Annotated in this window: 16 protein-coding genes; 6 read left to right on the top strand and 10 right to left on the bottom strand. The window is 64.1% G+C overall.

Annotated elements, in window-relative coordinates:
* Positions 1 to 663 carry a GNAT family N-acetyltransferase gene (locus ACIGJE_RS24975; RefSeq protein ID WP_415085568.1) on the top strand — a complete coding sequence of 221 codons (663 nt, stop codon included), beginning with the start codon at positions 1 to 3 and terminating at the stop codon, positions 661 to 663.
* A gap of 11 nt (positions 664 to 674) precedes the next feature.
* On the opposite strand, the gene ACIGJE_RS24970 is transcribed toward ACIGJE_RS24975, so the two are convergent.
* Together ACIGJE_RS24970 and ACIGJE_RS24965 are read right to left on the bottom strand one after the other, a co-directional pair.
* Complete coding sequence (locus ACIGJE_RS24970; protein ID WP_415085570.1) at positions 675 to 1,124, bottom strand: group II truncated hemoglobin; 450 nt, start codon at positions 1,122 to 1,124, stop codon at positions 675 to 677.
* A 214-nt stretch (positions 1,125 to 1,338) separates the two neighbouring features.
* A complete protein-coding gene (locus tag ACIGJE_RS24965) occupies positions 1,339 to 2,004 on the bottom strand; it encodes an O-methyltransferase (protein WP_415085572.1) in 666 nt (221 codons plus the stop codon).
* 93 nt (positions 2,005 to 2,097) lie between these two features.
* Here ACIGJE_RS24965 and ACIGJE_RS24960 point away from each other — a divergent pair, with 93 nt between their 5' ends.
* Positions 2,098 to 2,730, top strand: a complete 633-nt coding sequence (locus ACIGJE_RS24960; protein ID WP_415085574.1) for a TetR/AcrR family transcriptional regulator — start codon at positions 2,098 to 2,100, stop codon at positions 2,728 to 2,730.
* On the opposite strand, the gene ACIGJE_RS24955 is transcribed toward ACIGJE_RS24960, so the two are convergent.
* A complete protein-coding gene (locus ACIGJE_RS24955; RefSeq protein ID WP_415085576.1) occupies positions 2,703 to 3,149 on the bottom strand; it encodes a DoxX family protein in 447 nt (148 codons plus the stop codon). The genes ACIGJE_RS24960 and ACIGJE_RS24955 overlap by 28 nt on opposite strands.
* Before the next feature lie 255 nt (positions 3,150 to 3,404).
* On the bottom strand, positions 3,405 to 3,860 hold the full coding sequence (gene soxR / locus ACIGJE_RS24950; RefSeq protein WP_311944439.1) for a redox-sensitive transcriptional activator SoxR: 456 nt from the start codon (positions 3,858 to 3,860) through the stop codon (positions 3,405 to 3,407).
* 204 nt (positions 3,861 to 4,064) lie between these two features.
* Here soxR and ACIGJE_RS24945 point away from each other — a divergent pair, with 204 nt between their 5' ends.
* The gene (locus ACIGJE_RS24945) at positions 4,065 to 4,523 is read left to right on the top strand and encodes a GNAT family N-acetyltransferase (RefSeq protein ID WP_415085578.1); all 459 of its coding nucleotides are present in this window, start codon (positions 4,065 to 4,067) and stop codon (positions 4,521 to 4,523) included.
* 7 nt (positions 4,524 to 4,530) lie between these two features.
* Here the strand turns inward: ACIGJE_RS24945 and msrA are convergent, their stop codons facing one another.
* Positions 4,531 to 5,229: a peptide-methionine (S)-S-oxide reductase MsrA gene (gene msrA / locus ACIGJE_RS24940; protein ID WP_415085595.1), complete on the bottom strand. Its 699-nt coding sequence runs from the start codon at positions 5,227 to 5,229 to the stop codon at positions 4,531 to 4,533.
* Positions 5,230 to 5,340: 111 nt separating this feature from the next.
* On the bottom strand, positions 5,341 to 5,754 hold the full coding sequence (locus ACIGJE_RS24935; RefSeq protein ID WP_311944442.1) for a MarR family winged helix-turn-helix transcriptional regulator: 414 nt from the start codon (positions 5,752 to 5,754) through the stop codon (positions 5,341 to 5,343).
* Between the two features lie 120 nt (positions 5,755 to 5,874).
* Here ACIGJE_RS24935 and ACIGJE_RS24930 point away from each other — a divergent pair, with 120 nt between their 5' ends.
* Entirely contained in the window at positions 5,875 to 7,710 is a 1,836-nt protein-coding gene (locus tag ACIGJE_RS24930) for a chloride channel protein (protein WP_483678949.1), read from the top strand.
* A gap of 188 nt (positions 7,711 to 7,898) precedes the next feature.
* Here the strand turns inward: ACIGJE_RS24930 and ACIGJE_RS24925 are convergent, their stop codons facing one another.
* From ACIGJE_RS24925 to ACIGJE_RS24910, 4 genes are all read right to left on the bottom strand, one after another.
* Positions 7,899 to 9,269, bottom strand: coding sequence for a glutamine synthetase family protein (locus tag ACIGJE_RS24925; protein ID WP_311944444.1), 1,371 nt, complete (start codon positions 9,267 to 9,269; stop codon positions 7,899 to 7,901).
* Positions 9,270 to 9,328: 59 nt separating this feature from the next.
* On the bottom strand, positions 9,329 to 10,192 hold the full coding sequence (locus ACIGJE_RS24920) for an FkbM family methyltransferase (RefSeq protein WP_311944445.1): 864 nt from the start codon (positions 10,190 to 10,192) through the stop codon (positions 9,329 to 9,331).
* 42 nt (positions 10,193 to 10,234) lie between these two features.
* Positions 10,235 to 11,014 carry a hypothetical protein gene (locus ACIGJE_RS24915; protein WP_311944447.1) on the bottom strand — a complete coding sequence of 260 codons (780 nt, stop codon included), beginning with the start codon at positions 11,012 to 11,014 and terminating at the stop codon, positions 10,235 to 10,237.
* A 144-nt stretch (positions 11,015 to 11,158) separates the two neighbouring features.
* Positions 11,159 to 11,929: a hypothetical protein gene (locus tag ACIGJE_RS24910; protein ID WP_483678948.1), complete on the bottom strand. Its 771-nt coding sequence runs from the start codon at positions 11,927 to 11,929 to the stop codon at positions 11,159 to 11,161.
* Between the two features lie 239 nt (positions 11,930 to 12,168).
* On the opposite strand from ACIGJE_RS24910, the gene ACIGJE_RS24905 reads away from it, so the two are divergent.
* Positions 12,169 to 12,855 (top strand): hypothetical protein, encoded by a 687-nt coding sequence (locus ACIGJE_RS24905; RefSeq protein ID WP_367625478.1) that lies wholly within the window; start codon positions 12,169 to 12,171, stop codon positions 12,853 to 12,855.
* 878 nt (positions 12,856 to 13,733) lie between these two features.
* Entirely contained in the window at positions 13,734 to 23,303 is a 9,570-nt protein-coding gene (locus tag ACIGJE_RS24900) for a hypothetical protein (RefSeq protein WP_483678947.1), read from the top strand.
* Positions 23,304 to 23,358 lie beyond the last annotated feature (55 nt).

The raw sequence follows: 23,358 nt of genomic DNA, 5'->3' as shown, positions 1-23,358 counted from the left end.
ATGGATCTCTCGACCTGGAACGGCGTACCGCGGCCGGAGCGCGTCGTGCTCGATGGACGCTATGCCCGCCTGGAGCCGCTCGATCCGGCACGCCATGGCGCCGATCTCCTGCATTCGGCCCAGGAGCCCGGGGCCGATGGGCGTTTCCGCTATCTGTTCGAGGGCGTGCCGGGGAGTGCCGCCGACTTCTCGGCCTGGCTCGACAAGGCGTCCTCGACCGCCGATCCGATGTTCTTCGCGGTGATCGACAAGGCGAGCGGCAAGGCCGAAGGCCGCCAGGCCCTGATGCGGATCGACCCCGTGCATGGCGTCATCGAGATCGGCAGCATTCTCTGGGGCCCGGCGATCGCCCGCACCAGGGTGGCGACGGAGGCGCTCTATCTCTTTGCCCGCTACGCTTTCGAGACGCTCGGCTATCGGCGTTTCGAATGGAAGTGCCACAATCTCAACGAGCCGTCCAAGCGGGCTGCGACCCGGTTCGGCTTTACCTTCGAGGGTGTCTTCCGCCAGCACATGGTGGCCAAGGGCCAGAACCGCGACACCGCCTGGTTCTCGATCATCGACGGCGAATGGCCGCGCCTGAAGGCGGGCTATGAAGCTTGGCTCGACCCCGCCAATTTCGAGGCGGACGGCCGGCAGAAGAGCAAGCTGAGCTTCGATTGAAAAGGCTCGCTCTAGGACGGGTTTGAACCCGCTCGATCGGCAGTTCCGTCGCTGCGATTGCGCAGCGGATTGACGTCGTGCACCAGGCGGGCGGCGGTGGTCAGCGCCTTCATGGCCCTGTTCTTGACCTCAGGCGGCAAACCGGCCTGGTCGAAGGCCTTGTCCATGCTGCGGATCCAGATGTCGCGGGTCTCCGCGGTAATCGGCACATGGGCATGGATGGCGCGGACGTCCGAATGTCCGTGGAATTCGACATAGAGGCGCGGCCCGCCGAAGAAGCCCATCAGGAAGCGGGTCTGCTCGACCCGGGAATGGACGACGCCATGGCCGTCGAGATGCAGCACATGGAGGGCCGCCGCCGCCGGATCCTGCTCGACGATGTCGTAGAACAAATCGACAAGGCGAGAGATACCGTCTTCGCCGCCCAATTGCTGGTAAACGGAGGGAAGCTGCTGTTGCATCGTTTCGACCTGTCGAGCGCTGCACCGGTTGTATCGGTATCGTGCTTGCAATTTGCCGGCTCGGCAATCTGCCATCACGTCGCGGCTGGCCGGACCGGGCGGGGCGGTGGGCGGCCCGATGTGCTGCCGCTTGCGACAGGAAGCGCTGGAGGGGCCAGAGGTTCGCCCCCAGCCCCTTGGGGCATTCCGATGCCTTGCCGTATAGCCCGCGAGCTTAGCCGATCCGCATCGAGAGCTCGACGTCCTCGCCGAAGGGGGTCGACAGATAGCCCCGGGCCGGCGAACGCACGCGGGCGAGATAGTCGGGGCTGTAGTCGGCATTGTCGGCGACGATGAGGGCGCCGGGCTTGAGCCGGCTCTCCACCAGATCGAGGATCTCAGGATAGAGGGCCTTGGCGCCGTCGAGCAGGACGAGATCGATCGACTCGGGCAGGTCGGTGCCCAGCGTGCGCAGTGCATCTCCCTCTCGGATCTCGACGAGATCGAGCACGCCGCCGGCGGCGAGGTTCTGCCGAGCCCGTTCCAGCTTGGAGGGCTCGAACTCGCTGGTGATCAGGTGCCCGCCGCCATTGTCCCGCAGCGCTGCCGCCAGATGCAGGGTCGAGATGCCGAACGAGGTTCCGAATTCGATGATCGTGCGGGCCCGGCAGCTTCGGGCCAGCATATAGAGCAGCAGGCCGGTTTCGCGCGAGACGGCGAGCGGCAGGTCCTTCAGCCGGCCATAGAGGTCGAGATATTCGGTCTTGCTGCGCATCAGGCGCTCCCGTTCCGGGCGGGAGAGTTCGGCCACGGCGGGGATCGTTGTCGGCGAGGCGGCATCGGCTTCTTCGAACAAGCGGTCCAGCAGGAGCGCAAGCGGGGCGCTGGTCAGGGTGGACATGGTAGGCTCCGGTTTGGGAAAAACGCATTCTTGCGCCGGACTAGAAATACGACTAATTCGTCGCATTCACTATTCGCATTGGCGCCTATCCCGATGACCGATCGTCGAAACTCTTGCGTTTCCTCACGAAAACAGCCTCGGCAGACCCGCTCGACCGAGCTGGTCGCCGCGATATTGGAGGCTGCCATTCAGGTTTTGCGCCAGGAAGGCGCGCAGCGCTTCACCACTGCGCGGGTGGCTGAGAAGGCCGGCGTCAGCGTTGGCTCGCTCTATCAATATTTTCCCAACAAGGCGGCGATCCTGTTTCGGCTCCAGAGTGACGAATGGCGGCAGACGAGCGAGCTGCTGCGCGCCATCCTGCAGGATGGCGCCAAGCCGCCGCTCGAAAGGCTGCGTATTGTCGTCCATGCCTTCATCCGCTCCGAATGCGACGAGGCTGCGGTGCGGGTGGCGCTCGACGATGCGGCGCCGCTCTATCGCGACGCACCCGAAGCGGAGGCAGCCAGGGCGGCGGGGGACGGCGTCGTCGAGGCCTTCATGCGGGAGGCGCTGCCCAAGGCTGCTGAGACGACACGAACCCTGGCCGGCGACCTCATCACGGCGACATTGAGTGCAGCGGGCAAGCAGTTTTCGGAAAGCCCTCGAACGCCATCCGAGATCGAAGCCTACTCAGATGCCATGGCCGACATGTTGTGCGTCTATCTCGAACGCCTCGGCGCGGCCTGAGCCGAAGCCGGAACGGTTGACGGCGTCCGGCGCGCGAGGATGGCGGCCAGAGCCAGGCCACCGATGAGGGAGAGATGTTCGAGCGCCACCGTGAGGTCGCGCAAGGCCTCTTCGCCCGTCTTGGTCCAGAAGGGATGGACCAGCGGGATGGTGAGCAAGGTGAAGACGGCGAGGGCGCCTGCCGCCAGCCAGGCACCGCGGTTGAGGATGATCGCCGCCGAGGCGCCGAGCTGCAGGACGAGGGTGGCAGCATTGACCAGCCAGCCCGGCCTGAGGCCGAAGCTCTCCATGATGGCCGCATTGGCGCTGAAGTCGATCAGCTTGGCGAGCCCGCTGGACCAGAACACGAAGGTCAGCAGGATGCGGGCAAATACCAGGAAGGCGGTCGAGCCGAGGATTGCGGCAATGACATGCGACATGGCTCAGGCTTTCCCGCGGGCGAGGCAGATCCTGCCCGATGCGATGCTGGGGGCATGAAGCCTGTTGCAACCGCTAGGCAGTTCGCAGCGGCCCGGCGGCTGGGTCTTGTCATCGATGGTGTCGTGCACTGTCGGCTCTCCTGATGCGACCGCGGTCGCTTGCCGACAGGATTTATAGAACCTCAATCATGGTTGAGATCAAGAGGCGTTGCGCGGCTAGAATCGGGAGCGGCGTTTCGTCGCTCCCGATCGGCTTTATCGCTTGGATGTCAAGCATCTGGGCCCGGATCCTTGCCTGGAGAGTTCGTCGTCGGGATTGCGCAGCGGGCATTCCTCCAACGACAGGCAGCCGCAGCCGATGCAACTGGCGATCTGGTCGCGCAACTGGGTGAGGCCAATGATCCTCTCCTCGAGCATGCCTTTCCAGGCATCGGTGAAACGCTGCCAGTCACGTGCATTGGGGACATGGTCGTGCGGCAGATCCGCCAGCGCCTCGCGAATCACCGCCAGCGGGATACCGGCGCGCTGGGCAATGCGGATGATGGCGATGCGGCGCAGCACGGCGCGATGATAGCGCCGCTGATTGCCGGCGCTGCGCCAACCCTCGATCAGGCCCTTGGTCTCGTAGAAATGGATGGTAGAGACGGCGATGCCGCTACGTTTGGCAACATCGCCCACGCCGAGGGGCTGCTTGACGGTGACTTCTGCCATGATTCAAGAACCTCAATTATAGTTGAGGGTGTAGCGAGATCCGTTGGCGTGCGATAGAGCCTCTCCCTGGCGTGCGGCGCTTCCCGAGGCGGACGTCGCGACATGAAGGCACATTGCTGAGATGTTCGCGTTCCAGGGAGGTTTGCCGATCGGAGCCGATCAAGCCGATGTTCCCGAATCATCGTCTCATGCCACGAGTCCTGTATGTCTCTCCGCCGCGCCACCAGAACCGAGATCCCTGCTGTCACCACCCTGCAGCAGGCAGCCTATGCTCCCCTGAAGCAGCGCATCGGCATGGCCCTGCCGCCGCATGATGCCGATTTCGCGGCCCTGTTCGAGACGATGGAGATCTGGGTGTCCGGTCCGTCCGAGGCGCTGGAGACGGCCCTTGTCATCGAGCCGAAATCCGATCACCTGCTGATCTGGAGCCTGGCCGTGGCGCCCGCGCTCAAGGGCCGGCGCCTCGGCTCGGTCCTGCTGGACTTCGCCGAGGACCGGGCGCGACACGACGGGCATGGCCTGGTGCGGCTCTATACCAATGAGCGTTTCACGGAGAACGTCGCCTGGTACCAGCGGCACGGCTATGCGATCGAGCGGATCGAGGAACGCCCCGATCGCCGCATCGTGCATTTCAGCCGCAACGTCACGGTTCCTGCTTCGTAGTTCGGCCTCAGCGGCCGGCCACCAGGACTGGATCACTGCGATAGACAGTCGGGAAGAGCTGCTGCAGCGCGGCTACCTTGGGCAGGTCGTTGATAGCGATATAGGGCTGGGTCGGATGGCGGGTCAGGTAATCCTGATGATAGGCCTCTGCGGAAAAGAAGCCCCGCAACGGCGCGATGCGCGTCGCGATCGGGCGGGCGAAGGTTTTGGCGCCGTCGAGCTGGCTGACATAGGCGGCGGCGATCCGGGCCTGCTCCGCGCTGGTGGTGAAGATCTGCGAGCGATATTGCGTGCCGCTGTCGGGGCCCTGGCGGTTGAGCTGGGTGGGATCATGCGCCACCGAGAAATAGATCTGCAGGATCCGCCCGTAGGAGATGAGGCGCGGGTCGAAGCGGATGCGCACCGCCTCGGCATGGCCGGTGGATCCGGTCGAGACGGTTTCATATCTGGCGGTGTCGGCCGTGCCGCCGGCATAGCCCGAAACCGCCGAGGTGACGCCCTTCACGTGCTGGAACACACCCTGCACGCCCCAGAAACAGCCGCCTGCCAGCACCGCCGTCTCCGACGCCGCGCCCGGGCGGCTATCGAGGGTGGGGGGCGCTACCAGGCGCGGCGCTTCCTCGGCGCTCGAGGCTGAAAACCACAGGCCGGTGCCGAGGCTGGCCGCCAGGCCCGCCGCCATGAACAGAATGCCGCGCCGTTTCATCATCGTCCTCCATCCGTCGGATTGCCTGTGATTATACGAGCGGATGGGGAGGCTTCGTTACGCCTCACGCCGATTTGAGGCCGGCCCCGGGGGCCAATGCCGGCGACGTGATCAGCCCCGGAAAGCCTGCAGGAGCTCGGAAAGCGCCGGCCCGATGGCCGCCAGTTCCTTCAGGTGGGTTTCCGACAGGGTCTGCAGCTTCTGCCTGCCGGCTTCGCTCAGCCGCACCAGCACACGCCGGCCATCCGCCGGATCGGCCATGCGTTCGACCAGGCCGAGCTTGCTGAGCCGGTCGACCAGCTCGACCACGCTGTGGTGGCGCAGGATCAGGATCTCGGCCAGCTCGCCGATCGAAAGGGCGCCGTCCTGCGACAGGCCCGCGATGGCGAGCAGGACCTGATGCTGCTGGGCCGTCAGTCCCGCCGCGCCGGCCGCCGCTTCGCTGAAGACCAGGAATTTGCGCAAGGCATGCCGGAATCGCGCCAGGGCGGCGTAATCAGGATCTTGCTGCCGCTTGGGGTCCATGGTTCTGCGATTCTCCTGTCTGCTGCCATCTCTACGAAAATCCATTGACTTGCGCAAAATATATCGTATTGCGATACAAAATTCAGCCGGGGCTAGCCCCGACAGATGGATATCAGCGACATGACGACTTCGACTCTGGGCACGCCCGGGCAGGATGCCGAGGCGGGAACCCGCGAATTGCCGGCGCGCCTGGGCGATTTCACCACCGATCGGCGGGTGATCCTGCTGATGGCGATCGCCGTTTTCGTCGGCACGGCCGGCGTGGGGGCGGCCTTCGTGCTGCTACGCCTGATCACCCTGTGCACCAACATCGCCTATTACGGCCGGTTCTCGCTCGAGAACCTGTCGATCTCCGGTACGCCGCTCGGCTGGACCGCCGTGTTCGTACCCGTGATCGGCTGCCTGATCATCGGCCTGATGGCCCGCTTCGGTTCGGAGAAGATCCGCGGCCATGGCATTCCCGAGGCGATGGAGGCGATCCTGATCGGCAAGAGCCGGATCAATCCCAAGGTGGCCGTGCTGAAGCCGCTCTCCTCGGCGATCTCGATCGGCTCGGGCGGCCCCTTCGGCGCCGAAGGCCCGATCATCATGACCGGCGGTGCCATCGGCTCGCTCGTCGCGCAAATGATCCATCTCAGCGCCAATGAGCGCAAGGCCCTGCTGGTCGCCGGTGCTGCCGCGGGCATGACGGCCGTCTTCGGCACCCCGATCGCCGCCGTGCTGCTGGCGATCGAGCTCCTGCTGTTCGAATGGAAGCCGCGCAGCTTCCTGCCGGTGGTGGTCGCGGCGTCGGTGGCGGCGGCCGAGCGCGGCCTGCTGCTCGATCCCACGCCTCTGTTCGGCTTCACCGGGCACATGGCGCTGACCTTCCCGGGTTTCCTCGGCTGGGTGTTGATGGGCATCGTCGCCGGGCTGGGCTCCGGGATCCTCACGGCCATGGTCTATGCCAGCGAGGATTTCTTCCACCGCCTGCCGCTGCATTGGATGTGGTGGCCTCTGTTCGGGGGCTTGGCGATCGGCATCGGCGGCCTGTTCGATCCGAGCGCGCTCGGGGTGGGCTACGACAATATCCGCCACCTCCTCTCAGGCGAGATGGCCGTGAAGGCGGTGATCCTGCTCCTGGTGGTCAAATCCCTGATCTGGTCGATTTCGCTCGGCTCGGGCACCTCCGGTGGCGTGTTGGCGCCGCTGATGATGCTGGGCGGCGCGCTCGGCACCCTGGCGGGCCTCGTCCTGCCGCAGGCCGATCCCGGCTTCTGGGCCCTGCTCGGCATGGCGGCGATGATGGGCGGCACCATGCGTGCGCCCCTGACGGCGACGCTCTTTGCCGTGGAGCTCACCGGCAATCTCGGCGTGCTCCTGCCGCTACTGACCGCCTGCGGCATGGCCTATGCCACCACCGTGCTGACCATGAAGCGTTCCATCCTGACCGAAAAGATCGCTCGTCGAGGCCATCACATCTCGGGCGAATACCACACCGATCCCTTCGATCTTGCCCGGGTGGCCGATCTGATGGTGCGCGAGGTCGATACGCTGCCGGCGGCGATGACCGTGGCGCGGGCCGTCGCCTTCTTCACCAGCGGGGAGCCCTGCCATAAGAGCTATCCGGTCGTCGATGCCGAGCGGCGCGTGGTCGGCATGGTCTCGCGCGCCCATATCCTCGACTGGTCGGTGCATGCCTCGGAGGATGACGACATCCAATCCCTGTCGCTGCAGGAGATATTGGAGGGACAGGATCTCGAGATCGGCTATGCCGACGAACTGGCCGGCGCGCTCGCCGATCGCATGGCCATCGCCGATATCGGCCGCGTGCCGGTACTCGATCGCCAGAGCGGCCGCCTGGTCGGCCTGATCGCCCGCAAGGACCTGCTGCAGGTCAGGGCGCACAGGCGCGCCGAGGAGCACGATCGCGGCGTGATGATAAGGCTGCGGGCCCGGGGCGCGCGGGGAATCTGAGCTCGGAAAAGACCTTCAGGGTTTGGCTCGAAGATCCGGGCAGTCCGATGAAATCGGCATCTTGTCATCCCCGGCGGGATCGAAGATCCCGGGAAGGGGATCCAGGGCCAATGGTCTCGACATTGGCCCTGGATCCCCTTCCCGCCGCCTATGGCGGCGCCGGGAATGACAGGCGCTTCCAGAACTTTTCAGAAGAACAGGTCATATTCTCGCGGGCTTAGCACCGAGAGGAAATCCTCGTGCTGGCCATGGACCAGGTGGGCGTAGGTCTCCAGATAGCGCTTGGAGAAATAGTCCTTCAGCAGCCTTGCCCGCGCCAGCCGGCGGGCCGCCTCGAAGACATCGCCTGGCAGGCCGGGATCGCGCGTGAAGCCGGCATGCTTGCCGACCACGGGCGCATCCGGCTCCAGCTTTCGCGTGATGCCGTAATGCGCGGCGGCGAGGATGGCGGCCAGCACCAGATAGGGATTGGCGTCGGCTCCGGCGACGCGATGCTCGATGCGCCGCCCCGCGCCCTTGTCGGTGGGGATGCGCAGGGCGACGGTGCGGTTGTCCTCGCCCCATTTGCGGTTGACCGGCGCGAACAGCCCGCCGAAGCGGCGGAAGGAATTGTGGTTGGGTGCGAAGAAGGCGAGCGATTCCGGCATCAGGCGCTGCATGCCGGCGATAGCGTGACGGATCAGCTGCTCGCCGGTTGCCGGATCGGCGAAGAGATTGCGGCCGTCGGCATCGCACAGGCTGACATGCACGTGCAGGCCCGACCCGGCCTCGTCCTCATAGGGCTTGGCCATGAAGGTGGCGTCCCAGCCCTCGGCACGGGCGGTGCCGCGGATCAGGCGCTTGAGCAGCACGGCGTGATCGCCGGCGAGCACGGCGTCGGGCGTATGATGCAGGTTGGTCTCGAACTGGCCGACGCCCATCTCGGCGATGATGCTGCCCATCGGCACATTCTGTGAGCGCGCCGCGTCGTCGGCCCGGGCCGACCACAGCGCCACTTCCTCCAGCGTCAGCACAGAGAGATTGGTGGGCGGGCCGAGCGGGCGGCCGGTGCGCTTGAGGATCGGCGGGCGGATGCGGCCATCGGCCTCGCGCGTCCCGTCGGTGAGGAAGAATTCGTATTCGCAGGCGACGGTGGGATGGAGCCCGTCGGCGGCGAGGCGGGCCAGGATGGTCTTGAGCAAATGGCGCGGATCCGTCCACAGCGGTTCGCCCGATACCGCATAGGTGATGTCGAGCATGACCTGCGCCGTCGGCACGGCCGCCCAAGGCATCGGCTTCAGGGTGCCCGGGATCGGCACGCCCTTGGCATCGGGATCGCCATCGTCCCAGCCGATGCCGCCGGAGCCGTAACCGTCATGCCGGGCATCGAGCACATAGGGAGCGGCGGAAAAGCCCATGCCGGAGCGATAGAGGCTGTCGATCTCCTCGATCGGCAAGCGCTTGCCGAAGCCATAGCCGGTCAAATCGGGGGTAAAGGCTTCGATGAAACGGGTATCGGGATGGGCGGCAAGATAGGCGGCGACTTCGGGGTGACGGGAAGCGCTGGTGTCGGCGGACATGGGGAGGGGTCTCGATGGGGCTCCACAGAACGCGCCTGCCGCTGCGTCGTCAAGTCCCCTCAGCTTGCGGTCGACGGCCGCGCCGTCTCCAGCAGGGCGGTGTACCTGGCCAGCGTATCCGGCGGCAGGGCGCCGCGCCGCTGCAGCAGATCGATGCAGCGTCCGCACAGCTCGATGCTGCCATACAGATATTGGGCGATGAGGCACAGATGCTTGAGCTGCTCGTCGCTCATGGCGTCGGGGTCGACGAAGTCCCGGACATAGACGATGTCGGCTTCCAGGAGCTGGTTTGTGGCCGGCGTCCAGCTCTCCGGCCTGGCATAGGGCGCCATCGGGCTGAACTTCACCGCCTTGAAGCAATGCGGCACGAAGCCTTGCGCGCGCAGCTCGATGTCGATCTCTCCGAAACCCGGCTGGTTCTCGTAGAGCGCGACGAAGGAGATCTCGGTCTGGATGGCCACGGCCGAGCGCAGTTTCTCGCGGGCATTCCGAAACACGGCGAGCTCGGCGCCCTGTACGTCGATCTTGAGCATGTCGATCTCCGGAAGCACCGTCAGGTCGTCGAGGCGGGTGGTGCGTACCGGGATGCGACCGATCACCTGTGCATTGGGCTTGAAATAGGAAAACACCTCCAGCGCGTCCTGGCGCGGGGTGAGCAGGCTGCTCCAGCCCGAATAGGCGCAGAGATTGAGATAGGCCTCGCCGCCATCGCCGATGGCGTGGGGCAGATAGCTCTCGTTCGGCCCCTTGGCCGCCTCGAGCCTCGCCAGCGCCTCGGCCTGCGGCTCGAAGCCGGTAAGCCGGGCGAGGCCCGCCGCCAGCATGGATTTATAGGGCGGGTCGCCGTCGATGGGATTGGCGCCGATGTCGACGATATGGGTGCGGCGCGCCGGGCCGAGGAGCTCGACCAGGGGTGTCGTCATGGCCTGCTCCGACATTCGCCTCCCCGCCGCTTCGAGCCGGCCCTACCAGTGCCCTTGCTGCTTCAGGCTGGTCTCGACATCGCCGACATAATTGTACTGGCCCAGATGCTGCAGTTTGGACTGGGAATCGATCCAGACCTTGCCGCCGATGTCGCGCCAGCGCCGGCAGAAGGCATAGTCTTCCGACAGATAGCGCCCGGAATCGGGATCGACCATGCAGTCAAAGAACAGCCAGTGCAGCGGCTTGAGCGGGTTGTTCGGCGGTCCGTCCGGCGTGTAGTTGAGATGGGGATAGGCCTGCATCAGCTTGGGGAAGACATGGCGCTTGATCACCATGAAGCCGGTGGGCGCCTCCGAGACCTCGATGAAGCCTTCATCATCGACATGCTGGCCGATCGGCGTCTTGCCGTGGTCGACGGGATTGAAGGCATAACGGGCGAAGCGGATTTCCATCTCGTCCTTGGTCAGGCCGGCCGGCAGGGGCTCGGGCCAGGCCAGCGACTTGATCGGATAGACCCCGCCGGCCACGTCGCGATCGGCGAGCAGCAGGCGGATGACCTGCTGGGTGGTGAAGGAAATGTCGGAGTCGATCCAGAACAGATGCGTATAGGATTCGTCCTGCATGAACTTCAGCACGACCATGTTGCGTCCGCGCGTGATCAGGCTTTCCGAATGCATGTGCAGCACGGTTTTCAGGCCGAGCTGCGTGGCATCGCAGGCCAGCGAATACATGCTGACCACATAATTCATGCTGACGGCAGAGATATAGCAGGGCGTTGCGAACAACACCTTCATCGACTGGAGGGCTGAAATATCGAGCATGACCTGCTTTTCGATTGAGGCCTGGCGGGGCGCCGGACGGGGGATCGCCACGCCGGCGATTAGAGCAGGTTGGAAAGGCGAATCAAGCCATTCCCTTCCGTCATGCACAGCCGGCCCGCTGGACGTCTTCTTGCGTTCCCGGGTTCATTTCGGCGGCTGGGCCGTCGGCAGGATTTCCGAGCTCGGCGGCATGGCCGGGGCGGCATGCGGCACGATAGAATCGGGGATCGGCGAGGGCGCCGAGGGCGGCGGCGATGCCGGTCCGAGCACGGGTGATGCCGGGGCCTGAACGACCGGCCCCGGACCGAAGCTGGAATCGACGGAGACGGCGATGCAGGTCTTGTTCACGCCCGGCAGCAGGAAGATGCGCTTGCCGTCGCGGTCGATCATGATCTGGGTGTTGAGGATCGGGATCGGGCTGGCACCGGAAGAGCGCATATAGGCCTGCGCCGTGGCGCAATCGCTGGCGAGCGGGAAGACCTGTACGGTTACCCCGTCGCAGCTGCCCGACGGCGTCGGCGTGGCGATGATGGCAGCCAAGCCGTTGGCCGGCGTCACCTCCGGGCGATCGATGACGGCGACGCTCTGGAAGACGTGCTGCGTCGGAGCCTGGCGGTTCCAGCCCGACTGGACGTCATATCTGGCATTGAGGGCACCGCGTGACATCTGGTCGACGAGGCTCGCGCATTGGGTCAGGCCGAGCTGGTTGACCTGCCGGACGGGCAGGGGTGGTTCCGGCAATATCACCGGAGCCCGGGGAGCGGGAGCAGGCTTGGCCGGCTGCCTTGCCAGCGGTTTGCTCTTGCGGGCGGGCTTTGCGGCCGGCTGATCCTGCGCCAGGGCTGCAATCGGTGAAATCGTCCCCAAACCGCCAGCGGTAAGGGTGAGGAGAAGGCAAACGGCACGAATGTCCATTCTTTATTCCGTAACGTTGTCGCACCGAAATACGCGGCGGTGGTGTTATGATGCTTATCGATCTGTCGAGATCGCATGTATCGAGTCTACACAGGCGAGGATAGATTGGAACTTGCAAGGTGACAGACGGGTATAAATCTGTGAAACCTCGGGCATCGCGCCAAACCCAACGAGGCCTGGATCCTATGAAACGTCGCCCATCGCAGAGCAGACCCTGGCGGAGACGCCTCACTCCCGTGATGCGCCGAGCGGGGCTGCTCGCCGTCGCGATTGCGGCGAGCCTGGCACTGCCCGCCATGGCGCAGCAGCAACAGCCTGTGCCCGTTCCGGCTGCGCCGGCTCCCGCCAATGCGGCACCGGCGGGGCCGCAGGCGATGAACCTCGATCCCAAGACCGTCCTGATCCTGGTGCGCTCCACCCTGATCGCGCTCGACCAGGCCAACAAGACCGGCAACTACTCGGTGCTGCGCGATCTCGGCTCGCCGGATTTCCAGCGGGAAAACAGTGATGCCAGGCTGGCCGAAGTTTTCGCCAGCCAGCGCAAGGCCGATCTGGATCTCGCGGCGGCGCTGGTGCTCGAACCGACGATCACCCTCCCGCCCCAGGTCGAGAAAAACGGATTGCTCCACCTTGCGGGCTTCTTTCCGGTGAATGCCGATACGAAACTGACATTCGAGCTTCTTTTCCAAGGTGTCGATAAGCGCCTGTTGCTTTATGGGCTGAGTGTCAACATTGCCCAGGCCGGCGTTGTGCCCGGTGCCAGCGGACCGAATGCCGCTCAAGGTCCGATACCGACGCCCGCGACACCGGCGGTTGCGCCGGATGCCAAGCCTGAAGGCAAGCCCAAGCCTGAAGGCAAGCCCAAACCAAAACCCAAGCCAAAACCCAAGCCCAAGCCGGAACCCGAACCGGCTCCGGTCCAATAGATTTTGCAGTGAGGGCGGCCTTCGGGCCGCCCTTTTCTTTCAGGGGCTAGACAGGGGCAAGCGTCCCTGATGACTGCATCGGGTGGACGGTCTTTCTGGGCGCTTGCTTAGTCCACCCACTGAGGCGAAGAGCTGGCCTGGCGGGCGGCGGGGCTGATTTTTCTCGCTTTGTTGCATGTGCGCAACAGCGCCGGGAACGGCGATGCCCGGCCGATAGGCTTAATTCCTTCGTGTTAGGGCGCGCGCCTCCTGTCGCTGGTGGCAAAGTCGTCTATTCGCAAAAGCACTCCCGGCCAACTTGGTAATTCAGAATTGATTTCACGTATATTGAGATACGAAATTATGTATCTTCAATGATTTGAGACGATTAAATTTTGTACCTGATATAGAAATCACCTTTGAAATATGAATTAAATAGAGTCGATAATCAATTCATCGATTTATCATATTTTAAATATGAACCCTGGGATTCATTTTATTTTATGAATAATTTTTCAATCTTTTTTCAAATTTTTGACTCCAATTTTCGATAATACTCCTTTTGAGCTATAAATATTTTCCAGATTTCAAATTAATTCGATTGAGATCGATAGTTTATTTTAAATTAGAGGTAAAAATGTACTTTTAATGGAATCTCATACAGTATTTACACCCTTACGGAATCATGAGTATTAAACGGATATGCGGAGGATTCTGTTTATCTGACGCTACGGCTGCCGGTCCTTCGTCAAGGGATATGGAGAGTCGGGGGACCAAGTATTCGGAATACGAATCGCTACCCGGTAATCGGGAATCCCTAGGTCAACTGCTAACAAAGCTGTCCTCGGACGAGACGGCTTTGCCTGTGAGACGCGGCGTTTCAGATAGACCGGGGCCCCATGCCGAACCACGACAGCATTCATCTCGCCAAGCATGCCCATCGCAGCTTGCGTCGACGCATCCATGCCGTACTGCGCATGGCGCATCGCGTGATGGGTATGAGGGGCAAGCGCCTGGGCATCGGTGCGCTCGCCAGCGGGGGGCGGGTGAGTTGTGTGCTCGGAGGTACCGCGATGGCGGCGATCCTGCTGAGCCTGTGGAGCGGGGGAGCGGCCCTTGCCAACACGATCAACACCTCGCCGTCCTGCGTGACGGGTAGCAACAGCGTTGTGGGGCGGACAAACCCGGGGGGCACCACAAATCAGGCTACCGATGGAACGGGTACCTATTCGACCGTGGCGGGTTGCGAATCGAGTGCGTCGGGTGTGACGGCAGGCTCGGTCTACGGATCCTTCGCCAAGGCAACCGGCGAAGGCGGATCAGCCTTTGGCGTGATGAGTCTTGGGGGCAAATGGGGCACGGGGATCGGCTTGGAGGCCCAGGCGACCGCGACGGCAGCCACTGCCGTCGGTTTCGGCACCCGGGCGACCGGAAACAATTCCGTGGCTATTGGTGGCGCCGGCGGCAATGGCACGAATGCCTTGAGCGTGGCCAACTCGACAACGGCATCCGGCCAGAGCTCGATTGCCATCGGTGCGAATGACGTACGTGGTGCCCAGGCTGCCGGTGCCAATTCGATTGCCTTTGGCGGACAATCGACGGTTACTGCCGCTTCGACGTCCGGCATTGCCATCGGCCGTGGCGCCAATGTCGCCGCCAGCTATGGCATGGCGCAGGGCGATGGCGCGCTGGCAAACGGCTTGAACGCGATCGCAATAGGCACCTCCTCCTCGGCGTCCGGCGGAGCCGGTTCATCGGGATCCACTGCAATCGCCATCGGCACCGGATCCAATGCTGTGGCGGGTTCTGCGGGCAGCGCCATAGCCTTTGGCGGCGGAGCGTTTGCCAAGAGCAACACCAATGCCGGTGACACGTTGGCCTTCGGCGCCAGTGCCCAGTCGACGGGGCAGGATTCCGTCGCGATCGGTGCGCAGTCGATCGCCAACAATGTCGATGCCATCGCGATCGGCGGGCAAGGATCCCTCGGTGGGACGACGACTTCGTCGGGGGTCGGCGCAGTGTCGATCGGCCTGGGTGCCCAGGCTACTGCCAATGCCGCCTATGCCATGGGCTATGGTGTCAGGGCGACCGGCGAGAATGCCATCGCGGTGGGCCGCTCCTCCAATGCACTGGCCCAGAACGCCATGGCTTATGGCGTGTCGTCGAACGCCAGCGGTGTCGACGCCGTTGCGATGGGCAGCAATTCGCTGGCGACGTCCACCAATGCGATCGCCTTTGGTGTTTCTTCCAAGGCGAACGGAACCAATGCCGTCGCCTTCGGTGGGGGAAGCGTGGCCAACGCCGCCAATGCCATCGCATTCGGACAATCGGCGAATGCTGCGCAGGCCAATGCAATTGCCTTTGGTATTAGCGCGACCGCCAATGGCGACAGCGCGATTGCCTTCGGTCTTGCCGCCAATGCCAATGCCGCCAACGCGACTGCGATCGGCACCAATTCCAAGGCGGCCGGCGCCAATGGCGTGGCCGTCGGTCTGAACTCGATTTCCGGTGCAACGGGCCAGAACGTCGCCATCGGCGTGGGCGCCAATGCCAACGCCGCGACCGCGGCTGGAGGGGCCGTCGCCATCGGCCTGGGTCAGAAGGCCATCGGTGATGGCGCGGTGGCGATCGGCGACCCGAATGTGGCCAACGGCACGGGTGCCGTGGCGCTCGGCGCCAACAATACCGCCGCCGGCAACACGACCGGCACCACGGCGGCCAATGGCGCGGTCGCGCTGGGCAATGCCAATTTCGCGGTCGGGCAGGGTTCCGTTTCGCTCGGCAATCAATCCAATGCCGCGGCTGCCGGTGCTCTTGCTTTCGGTGACAAGGCCACGGGCGCAGCCGCCAATGCCGTTGCTCTCGGCTCTGGCTCGAATGCAGGCAATGCCAACGACGTCGCTCTGGGTGCCGGGTCGACCACAGCCGCCGTGGTCAACACGCCGAGTGGTACGATCAACGGCACGAGCTACAATTATGCCGGCAATGCCGCCAATTCCACGGTGAGCGTCGGCTCCTCCGGCAATGAACGGACCATTACCAATGTCGCGGCCGGCCGGATCAGCGGCACCTCCACCGATGCGGTGAACGGCTCGCAGCTCTTTGCCACCAACCAGGCGGTGAATGCGATCGGCACGTCGGTGACGACGATCGGCAACAACGTCAACAATCTCGGCAATTCGGCGGCCTCGACCCTCGGCGGCGGCACGACCTATAATCCGGCCACCGGCGCGCTGTCCGGTTTCAGCCAGACTATCAATCCGGTCAGCAACACCGGCGCGGTCGGTGCGGCAGCCGCGCAGACGACGGTCGCAGGCGCGCTGAACCAGTTGAACACCAACACCTCCAACCTGGCCAATATCGCGGTCAAGTATGATGCTCCCGGTGGCAGCAAGATCACGCTCGGGGCGACCGGCGGCGCGGGAGCGCCGGCCGGTGGCGTGACGATCACCAACCTGGCCAATGGCGCGGTGACCGCGGCCTCCACCGACGTCGTCAACGGTTCGCAGCTCTTTGCCGTTCAGCAGACGGCCAACAAGGGCTGGAATGCCAATACGGCAGCGGTCGCCGGCAGCACCGGTACGGTTTCGGGCAGCGCGCTCACCAATATCGCGCCGGGCGGCACCGTGACCTACCAGGCCGGCAACAACATCGCGATCACGCAGACCGGCAACGCCATCGCCATCGCCACCTCGATGACGCCGACCTTCACCAGCGTCACGGCCGGCAATTCTAAGCTCGACACCACCGGCCTCACCATCACGGGTGGGCCGAGCGTGACGACGGCCGGCATCAACGCGGCCAGCAAGGCGATCACCAATGTGGCCGCCGGCACCAATGCCACCGACGCGGTCAATCTGAGCCAGCTCAACACGGTCGCCACGTCGGTGACGAACCTGGGCAATAACGTCAACAATCTGGGCAATTCGGCCGCCTCGACCATCGGCGGCGGCACGACCTTCAACACCGCCACTGGCACGCTGTCGGGCTTCAGCCAGGGCATCAAGGCCGTCGATGCCAAGGGCAATGCGGCGGCCGCCACCACGAACTACACGACGGTCGCCGGTGCGCTGACGCAGCTCGACACCAACACCACCAATCTCGCCAATGCCGCGGTGAAGTATGACGACCCGGCGGTGAAGAACAAGATCACGCTGGGCAATGCCGGCACGCCGGTGACGATCACCAATGTCGCCAATGGTGCGTTGACCACGACCTCGACCGATGCGGTCAATGGCTCGCAACTCCTCGCCGTGCAGCAGACCGCGAACAAGGGCTGGAACCTCTCCACCAACAAGGGGGCGACCACCAGCAACATCGCGCCCGGCGGCACGGTCGATCTCAACAATTCCGATGGCAATGTCGTCATCACCCAATCGGGCCCGAACGCCACCTTCAACCTGGCGAGCAATCTCGCCATCGCCAGCAGTGTCACCGTCGGCAACTCCAAGCTCGACGCCACGGGCCTCACCATCACAGGCGGGCCGAGCGTGACGACGGCCGGCATCAATGCCGCCAGCAAGGCGATCACCAGTGTCGCGGCCGGCACCAATGCCACCGACGCTGTCAATCTGAGCCAGCTGAACACGGTCGCCACATCGGTGACGAACCTCGGCAACAACGTCAACAATCTCGGCAATTCGACGGCCAGCAATCTCGGTGGCGGCTCGACCTATAATCCGGCGACGGGCACGGTGAGCGCACCGAGCTACAATATCGGCGGCACCACCTACAACAATGTCGGCAACGCCTTCAATGCGGTGAACACCTCCGTGACGGCGTTGCAAACCGATGCGCTGCAGTGGAACAAGACGCTCGGTGCGTATGATGCCAGCCATGGCAGCGGTTCGCCGCAGAAGATCACCAATGTCGCCAATGGCGCGGTGACTTCGACCTCCACCGATGCCGTCACCGGCCAGCAGCTCTTCGACGTGCAGCAGACCGCCAGCAAGGGCTGGAACGCCAATACGGGCACGGTTGCCGGCAGCACCGGCACGGCTTCGGGCAGTGCCTCGACCAAGATTGCGCCCGGCGATACCGTGACCTACCAGGCCGGCAACAACATCGCGATCACGCAGACCGGCAACACCATCGCCATCGCCACCTCGATGACGCCGACCTTCACCAGCGTCACGGCCGGCAATTCCAAGCTCGACACCACCGGCCTCACCATCACCGGCGGTCCCAGCGTCACCACGGCCGGCATCAACGCCGCCAGCAAGGCGATCACCAATGTCGCCGCCGGCACCAACGCCACCGACGCAGTCAATCTCAGCCAGCTCAACACCGTGTCGACCTCGGTGACCAATCTCGGCAACAACGTCAACAATCTGGGCAATTCGACCGCCTCGACCATCGGCGGCGGCACGACCTTCAACACCGCCACTGGCACGCTGTCCGGCTTCAGCCAGGGCATCAAGGCCGTCGATGCCAAGGGCAATGCGGCGGCCGCCACCACGAACTACACGACGGTCGCCGGTGCGCTGACGCAGCTCGACACCAACACCACCAATCTCGCCAATGCCGCGGTGAAGTATGACGACCCCGCGGTGAAGGACAGGATCACGCTCGGCAATGCCGGCACGCCGGTGGCCATCGGCAATGTCGCCAATGGTGTGGCGGCCACTGACGCGGTCAATGTCAGCCAGCTCGACGCGGTCAGCCAGACCGCGAACAAGGGCTGGAACCTCTCCACCAACAAGGGCGCAAGCACCAGCAACATTGCGCCGGGCGGTACGGTCGATCTCAGCAATACGGACGGCAATGTCGTGATCGGCCAGTCCGGGCCGAACGCGACCTTCGACCTCGCCTCCAACGTGAAGATCGCCAACAGCCTGTCCGTCGGCGCGGTGACGATCGATACGACCAGCGTAGTGGTGGGCGCGTCCAAGCTCGACGCGACCGGCCTGACGATCACAGGCGGGCCGAGCGTGACGACTGCCGGTGTCGATGCCGGGGGCAAGAAGATCACCAACGTCGCCAATGGCGACGTGACGGCGACCTCGACCGATGCGGTCAACGGTTCGCAGCTCTTCGCCGTGGTCGGCAATGCCACCGCCAATGCGGTGCAGTATGACGACGCCACCAAGACCAAGATCACCCTTGGTGGTGCCGGCGCGACGCAGCCGACCCAGATCACCAATCTCGCCAATGGCGCGGTTGCGGCAGGTTCGACCGACGCGGTCAACGGCTCCCAGCTCTATGACGTGCAGCAGACCGCCAACATGGGCTGGAACCTGACCGCCAACGGCGCCAACTCCTCCAATGTTGCTCCCGGCAGCACGGTCGATCTCAACAACACCGACGGCAATCTCGCCATCACCAAGACCGGCAACGCCGTCACTTTCAACCTGTCCAAGGATGTCACGGTCGACAGCGTCACGTCCGGCAATTCCAAGCTCGACACCAGCGGTCTCACCATCGCGGGCGGCCCGAGCGTGACGACGGCCGGCATCGATGCCGGCAACAAGGCGATCACCAATGTGGCCGCCGGCACCAATGCCACCGACGCGGTCAATCTGAGTCAGCTCAACAGCGTCTCCACCTCGGTGACGAATCTCGGCAACAACGTCAACAATCTCGGCAATTCGACCGCTTCGACCATCGGGGGCGGCACGACCTACGATCCCAACACCGGCACGCTGTCAGGCTTCAGCCAGAATGTCACCGCGGTCGACGGCAAGGGTAATGCGGCCGGTGCGCCGACCCAATACACCACGGTGTCCAATGCGCTGACTCAGCTCGACACCAATACGACCAATCTCGCCAATGCCGCGGTGAAATACGACGATCCGGCGATCAAGGACAAGATCACGCTGGGCGGCATCGGGGCATCGGACCTCACCCTGATCACCAATCTTGCCAAGGGCAATATCAGCGCCACCTCGAGCGATGCGGTCAACGGCTCGCAGCTCTACGCGGCCTCGAACTCGATCGCCGACAATTTTGGGGGCGGCTCGGTCGTGAACCCGGACGGCACGGTGAGTGCACCGAACTACAATATCGGCGGCAACACCTATAACGATGTCGGAAGTGCGCTGAATGCCGTGAGTTCGACGGCGAGCGCGGGCTGGAACCTGTCGACCGGCGGCGATACCGCGGGCAAGAGCAATGTCGGTCCCGGCGGCACGGTGGATCTGAGCAACACCGACGGCAACATCGTCGTCGCCCATAACGGCTCGAACGCCACCTTCGACCTCGCCAAGAGCATCACACTCGACAGCGTCACGGCGGGCGGCAACACGCTCGACGCCACCGGCTTGACCGTGGGCAACACCACGGTGACCACCGACGGTCTCACCATCACCGGTGGGCCCAGCGTGACCACCGCAGGCATCGACGCAGGCAACAAGAAGGTCACTAATCTCGCCGACGGCAGTGATCCCAATGATGCGGTCAATTTCAGCCAGCTCAACACCGTCGCGACGTCGGTGACCAATCTCGGCAATAACGTCAACAATCTCGGCTCGACGACGGCCTCGACGCTGGGCGGTGGGGCAAGCTATGATCCTGCTACCGGCAAGATCGCTAATTTCAGCCAGAACGTCACGGCTGTTGACGGCAAGGGCAATGTCGGTGCCAGCACGGCCTATACGACGGTGGCCGGGGCGCTGACGCAGCTCGACACCAACACCACCAACCTCGCCAATGTGGCAGTGAAGTATGACGATCCTGCCACCAAGGACAAGATCACCCTGGGCAATGCCGGCACGCCGGTGACCATCGGCAATGTCGCCAACGGTGTGGCGGCCAATGATGCGGTGAATGTCAGCCAGCTCCAGGCCGTGGGCAACAATGCCAATGCCGGCTGGAACCTGTCGACCGGCGGCGATACCGCGGGCAAGAGCAATGTCGGTCCCGGCGGCACGGTGGATCTGAGCAACACCGACGGCAATATCGTCATCGCCCATAACGGCCCGAACGCCACCTTCGACCTCGCCAAGAGCATCACGCTGGACAGCATCACGGCGGGCGGCAACACGCTCGACGCCACCGGCCTGACGGTGGGAGGCACCACGGTGACGACGAACGGCCTGACCATCACGGGCGGGCCGAGCGTCACCACCGCAGGCATCGATGCCGGCAGCAAGGCGATCACCAATGTCGCAGCCGGCACCAACGCCACCGACGCGGTGAATGTCGGCCAGTTGCAGACGGTGAGCAATGCCGCCGGCAATCTCGGCAATTCGACGGCGTCGACCCTGGGGGGCGGCACGACCTATGACCCGGCGACCGGCACGCTGTCGGGCTTCAGCCAGACCGTCACGGCGATCGATGGCAAGGGCAATGTCGGCACGACCACGGGCTACACCACGGTAGCCGGCGCGCTGACGCAGCTCGACACCAACACCACCAACCTCGCCAATGCTGCGGTGAAGTACGATGATCCCGCGGTGAAGGACAAGATCACGCTCGGCAATGCCGGCACCCCGGTGACGATGACCAACCTTGCCAACGGTGCGGTGACGGCAGTCTCGAGCGATGCGGTAAATGGCTCGCAGCTCTACGCCGTGCAGCAGACGGCCAACAAGGGCTGGAACCTCTCGACCAACAACGGGTCGACGACCGCCAATGTGGCGCCCGGCGGCACGGTGGATCTCAACAACACCGACGGCAACATCGTCATCAGCCAGTCCGGCTCGAACGCCACCTTCAACCTCGCCAGCGCCATCACGGTTGCCACTCTCACCGCCAACAGCGTGACGACCGGCAATGCGACGCTCGACACCAACGGCCTCACCATCACCGGCGGGCCGAGCGTGACCACCAACGGCATCGATGCCGGCGGCAAGAAGATCACCAATATCGCCAAGGGTGACGTGTCCTCGACCTCCACCGATGCCGTCAACGGCTCGCAGTTGTTCAGCCTGGGCAATTCGGTGGCAAGCGGCCTTGGCGGCGGCTCGAGCTTCGATCCCAGCAGCGGCACGGTGATCACCAGCCTCAACTATGGTGGCAGCACCTTCACCTCGGTGCAGAGCGTGCTCGACAAGATCGGCGGCTCCATCAATGGCGGTGGCATCAAATATTTCCACGCCAATTCGACGGAGGCGGACAGCGTCGCCAGTGGGGATGGTGCTGTAGCGATTGGTCCGAAGTCCGTGGCGAGCGGCGCCAAGTCGATCGCCGCGGGCAACGATGCCAACGCGGGAGGTGCTTCATCCGTCGCGGTCGGCAATGGTGCCGAGGCCAGCGGCAATGACTCGATTGCGACAGGCACCCAGGCCAAGGCTAGCGGCGAGGGGGCGATCGCCACCGGTAAGAATGCCGAGGCGAGCGGTACCGGTTCCACCGCCATGGGCTCCGGCAGCAAGGCCACGGCTGATGGCGCCACGGCGGTCGGCGCCAATTCGAGCGCGACGACGGCCAACTCGACCGCGATCGGCAATGGCGCCCAGGCCTCGGCCAATGAAGGCGATGTCGCGCTCGGTGCTGGTTCGGTGACCTCGACGGTGATCAACACCACGGGCACGACGATCAACGGCACGCCCTACACCTTTGCCGGCACCAATGCGACCAGCACGGTGAGCGTCGGCTCGGCGGGCAATGAGCGCACGGTCACCAATGTCGCGGCTGGCCAGATCTCGGCGACCTCGACGGATGCGGTCAATGGCTCGCAGCTCTACGCCACCAACCAGGCGATCGAGGCTGCCAACCAGCAGGTCACGCAGCTTGGCAATAACGTCAACAACCTCGGCACCTCGACGGCCACGACCATTGGTGGTGGCGCGACATACAACTCGACCACAGGCAAGATCGAGAACTTCAGCCAGGGCGTGACCAAGATCGACAAGAATGGTGATGTCGATGCGAATGGTCCCACGCAATACAGCAGCGTGTCGGATGCGATGACGCAGCTCGATCAGAACACGACCAATCTTGCCAATACGGCGGTGAAGTATGACGATCCCAGCAAGACCAGCGTCACCTTGGGCAACGCCGGCACACCAGTGACCATCAACAATGTTGCCAATGGCGAAGTCTCAGGCGCTTCAAAACAGGCCGTCAATGGATCGCAGCTTTATGGCACGGCCAGTTCAGTGGCGGCCGCTCTAGGCGGCAACACTACCGTTGATGCCAATGGTCAACTCACGGGCACTAAGTATCAACTGAGCACAGGCACATACAATGATGTGGGAAGTGCGCTGACCGCCCTCGACAAGCGCTTCGACGGCATCGGCGGCAGCATCGCCAATCTGCAGAGCCAGGTGTCCAACAACCTCAAGGAAGCCCGGCAGGGCATCTCCCAGGCCATGGCGGCCTCGGCTTTGCGCTACGACGACAGGCCGGGCAAGGTCTCGGCCGCGGCAGGCATGGCGGTCTATCACCGCCAGGTCGGCCTCGCCGCCGGCCTGGGCTGGACCTCGGAGGACGCCAAGTGGCGCGCCAATATCGCCGGCACCTATTCGGCGGGCGGCCGCAAGCCGGACTTCGGCGTGATGGGCGGCCTGTCCTACACCTTCAATTGACGGGGACGGCGTCGCGCCCTGTCGACACGAGGCCCCGGGAAACCGGGGCCTTTGC

It is taken from the genome of Labrys sp. E2SS-1L, assembly GCF_057073705.1.
This window is presented reverse-complemented; position numbering and strand designations above follow the sequence as displayed.

Coding starts and splice junctions, on each gene's coding strand:
- ACIGJE_RS24955 (WP_415085576.1), bottom strand. CDS start 3,149: ATGTCGCATGTCATTGCCGCAATCCTCGGCTCGACCGCCTTCCTGGTA.
- ACIGJE_RS24920 (WP_311944445.1), bottom strand. CDS start 10,192: ATGACGACACCCCTGGTCGAGCTCCTCGGCCCGGCGCGCCGCACCCAT.
- ACIGJE_RS24945 (WP_415085578.1), top strand. CDS start 4,065: ATGTCTCTCCGCCGCGCCACCAGAACCGAGATCCCTGCTGTCACCACC.
- ACIGJE_RS24905 (WP_367625478.1), top strand. CDS start 12,169: ATGCGCCGAGCGGGGCTGCTCGCCGTCGCGATTGCGGCGAGCCTGGCA.
- ACIGJE_RS24970 (WP_415085570.1), bottom strand. CDS start 1,124: ATGCAACAGCAGCTTCCCTCCGTTTACCAGCAATTGGGCGGCGAAGAC.
- ACIGJE_RS24935 (WP_311944442.1), bottom strand. CDS start 5,754: ATGGACCCCAAGCGGCAGCAAGATCCTGATTACGCCGCCCTGGCGCGA.
- ACIGJE_RS24915 (WP_311944447.1), bottom strand. CDS start 11,014: ATGCTCGATATTTCAGCCCTCCAGTCGATGAAGGTGTTGTTCGCAACG.
- msrA (WP_415085595.1), bottom strand. CDS start 5,229: ATGAAACGGCGCGGCATTCTGTTCATGGCGGCGGGCCTGGCGGCCAGC.
- ACIGJE_RS24965 (WP_415085572.1), bottom strand. CDS start 2,004: ATGTCCACCCTGACCAGCGCCCCGCTTGCGCTCCTGCTGGACCGCTTG.
- ACIGJE_RS24910 (WP_483678948.1), bottom strand. CDS start 11,929: ATGGACATTCGTGCCGTTTGCCTTCTCCTCACCCTTACCGCTGGCGGT.
- ACIGJE_RS24975 (WP_415085568.1), top strand. CDS start 1: ATGGATCTCTCGACCTGGAACGGCGTACCGCGGCCGGAGCGCGTCGTG.
- ACIGJE_RS24960 (WP_415085574.1), top strand. CDS start 2,098: ATGACCGATCGTCGAAACTCTTGCGTTTCCTCACGAAAACAGCCTCGG.
- ACIGJE_RS24930 (WP_483678949.1), top strand. CDS start 5,875: ATGACGACTTCGACTCTGGGCACGCCCGGGCAGGATGCCGAGGCGGGA.
- soxR (WP_311944439.1), bottom strand. CDS start 3,860: ATGGCAGAAGTCACCGTCAAGCAGCCCCTCGGCGTGGGCGATGTTGCC.
- ACIGJE_RS24925 (WP_311944444.1), bottom strand. CDS start 9,269: ATGTCCGCCGACACCAGCGCTTCCCGTCACCCCGAAGTCGCCGCCTAT.
- ACIGJE_RS24900 (WP_483678947.1), top strand. CDS start 13,734: ATGCCGAACCACGACAGCATTCATCTCGCCAAGCATGCCCATCGCAGC.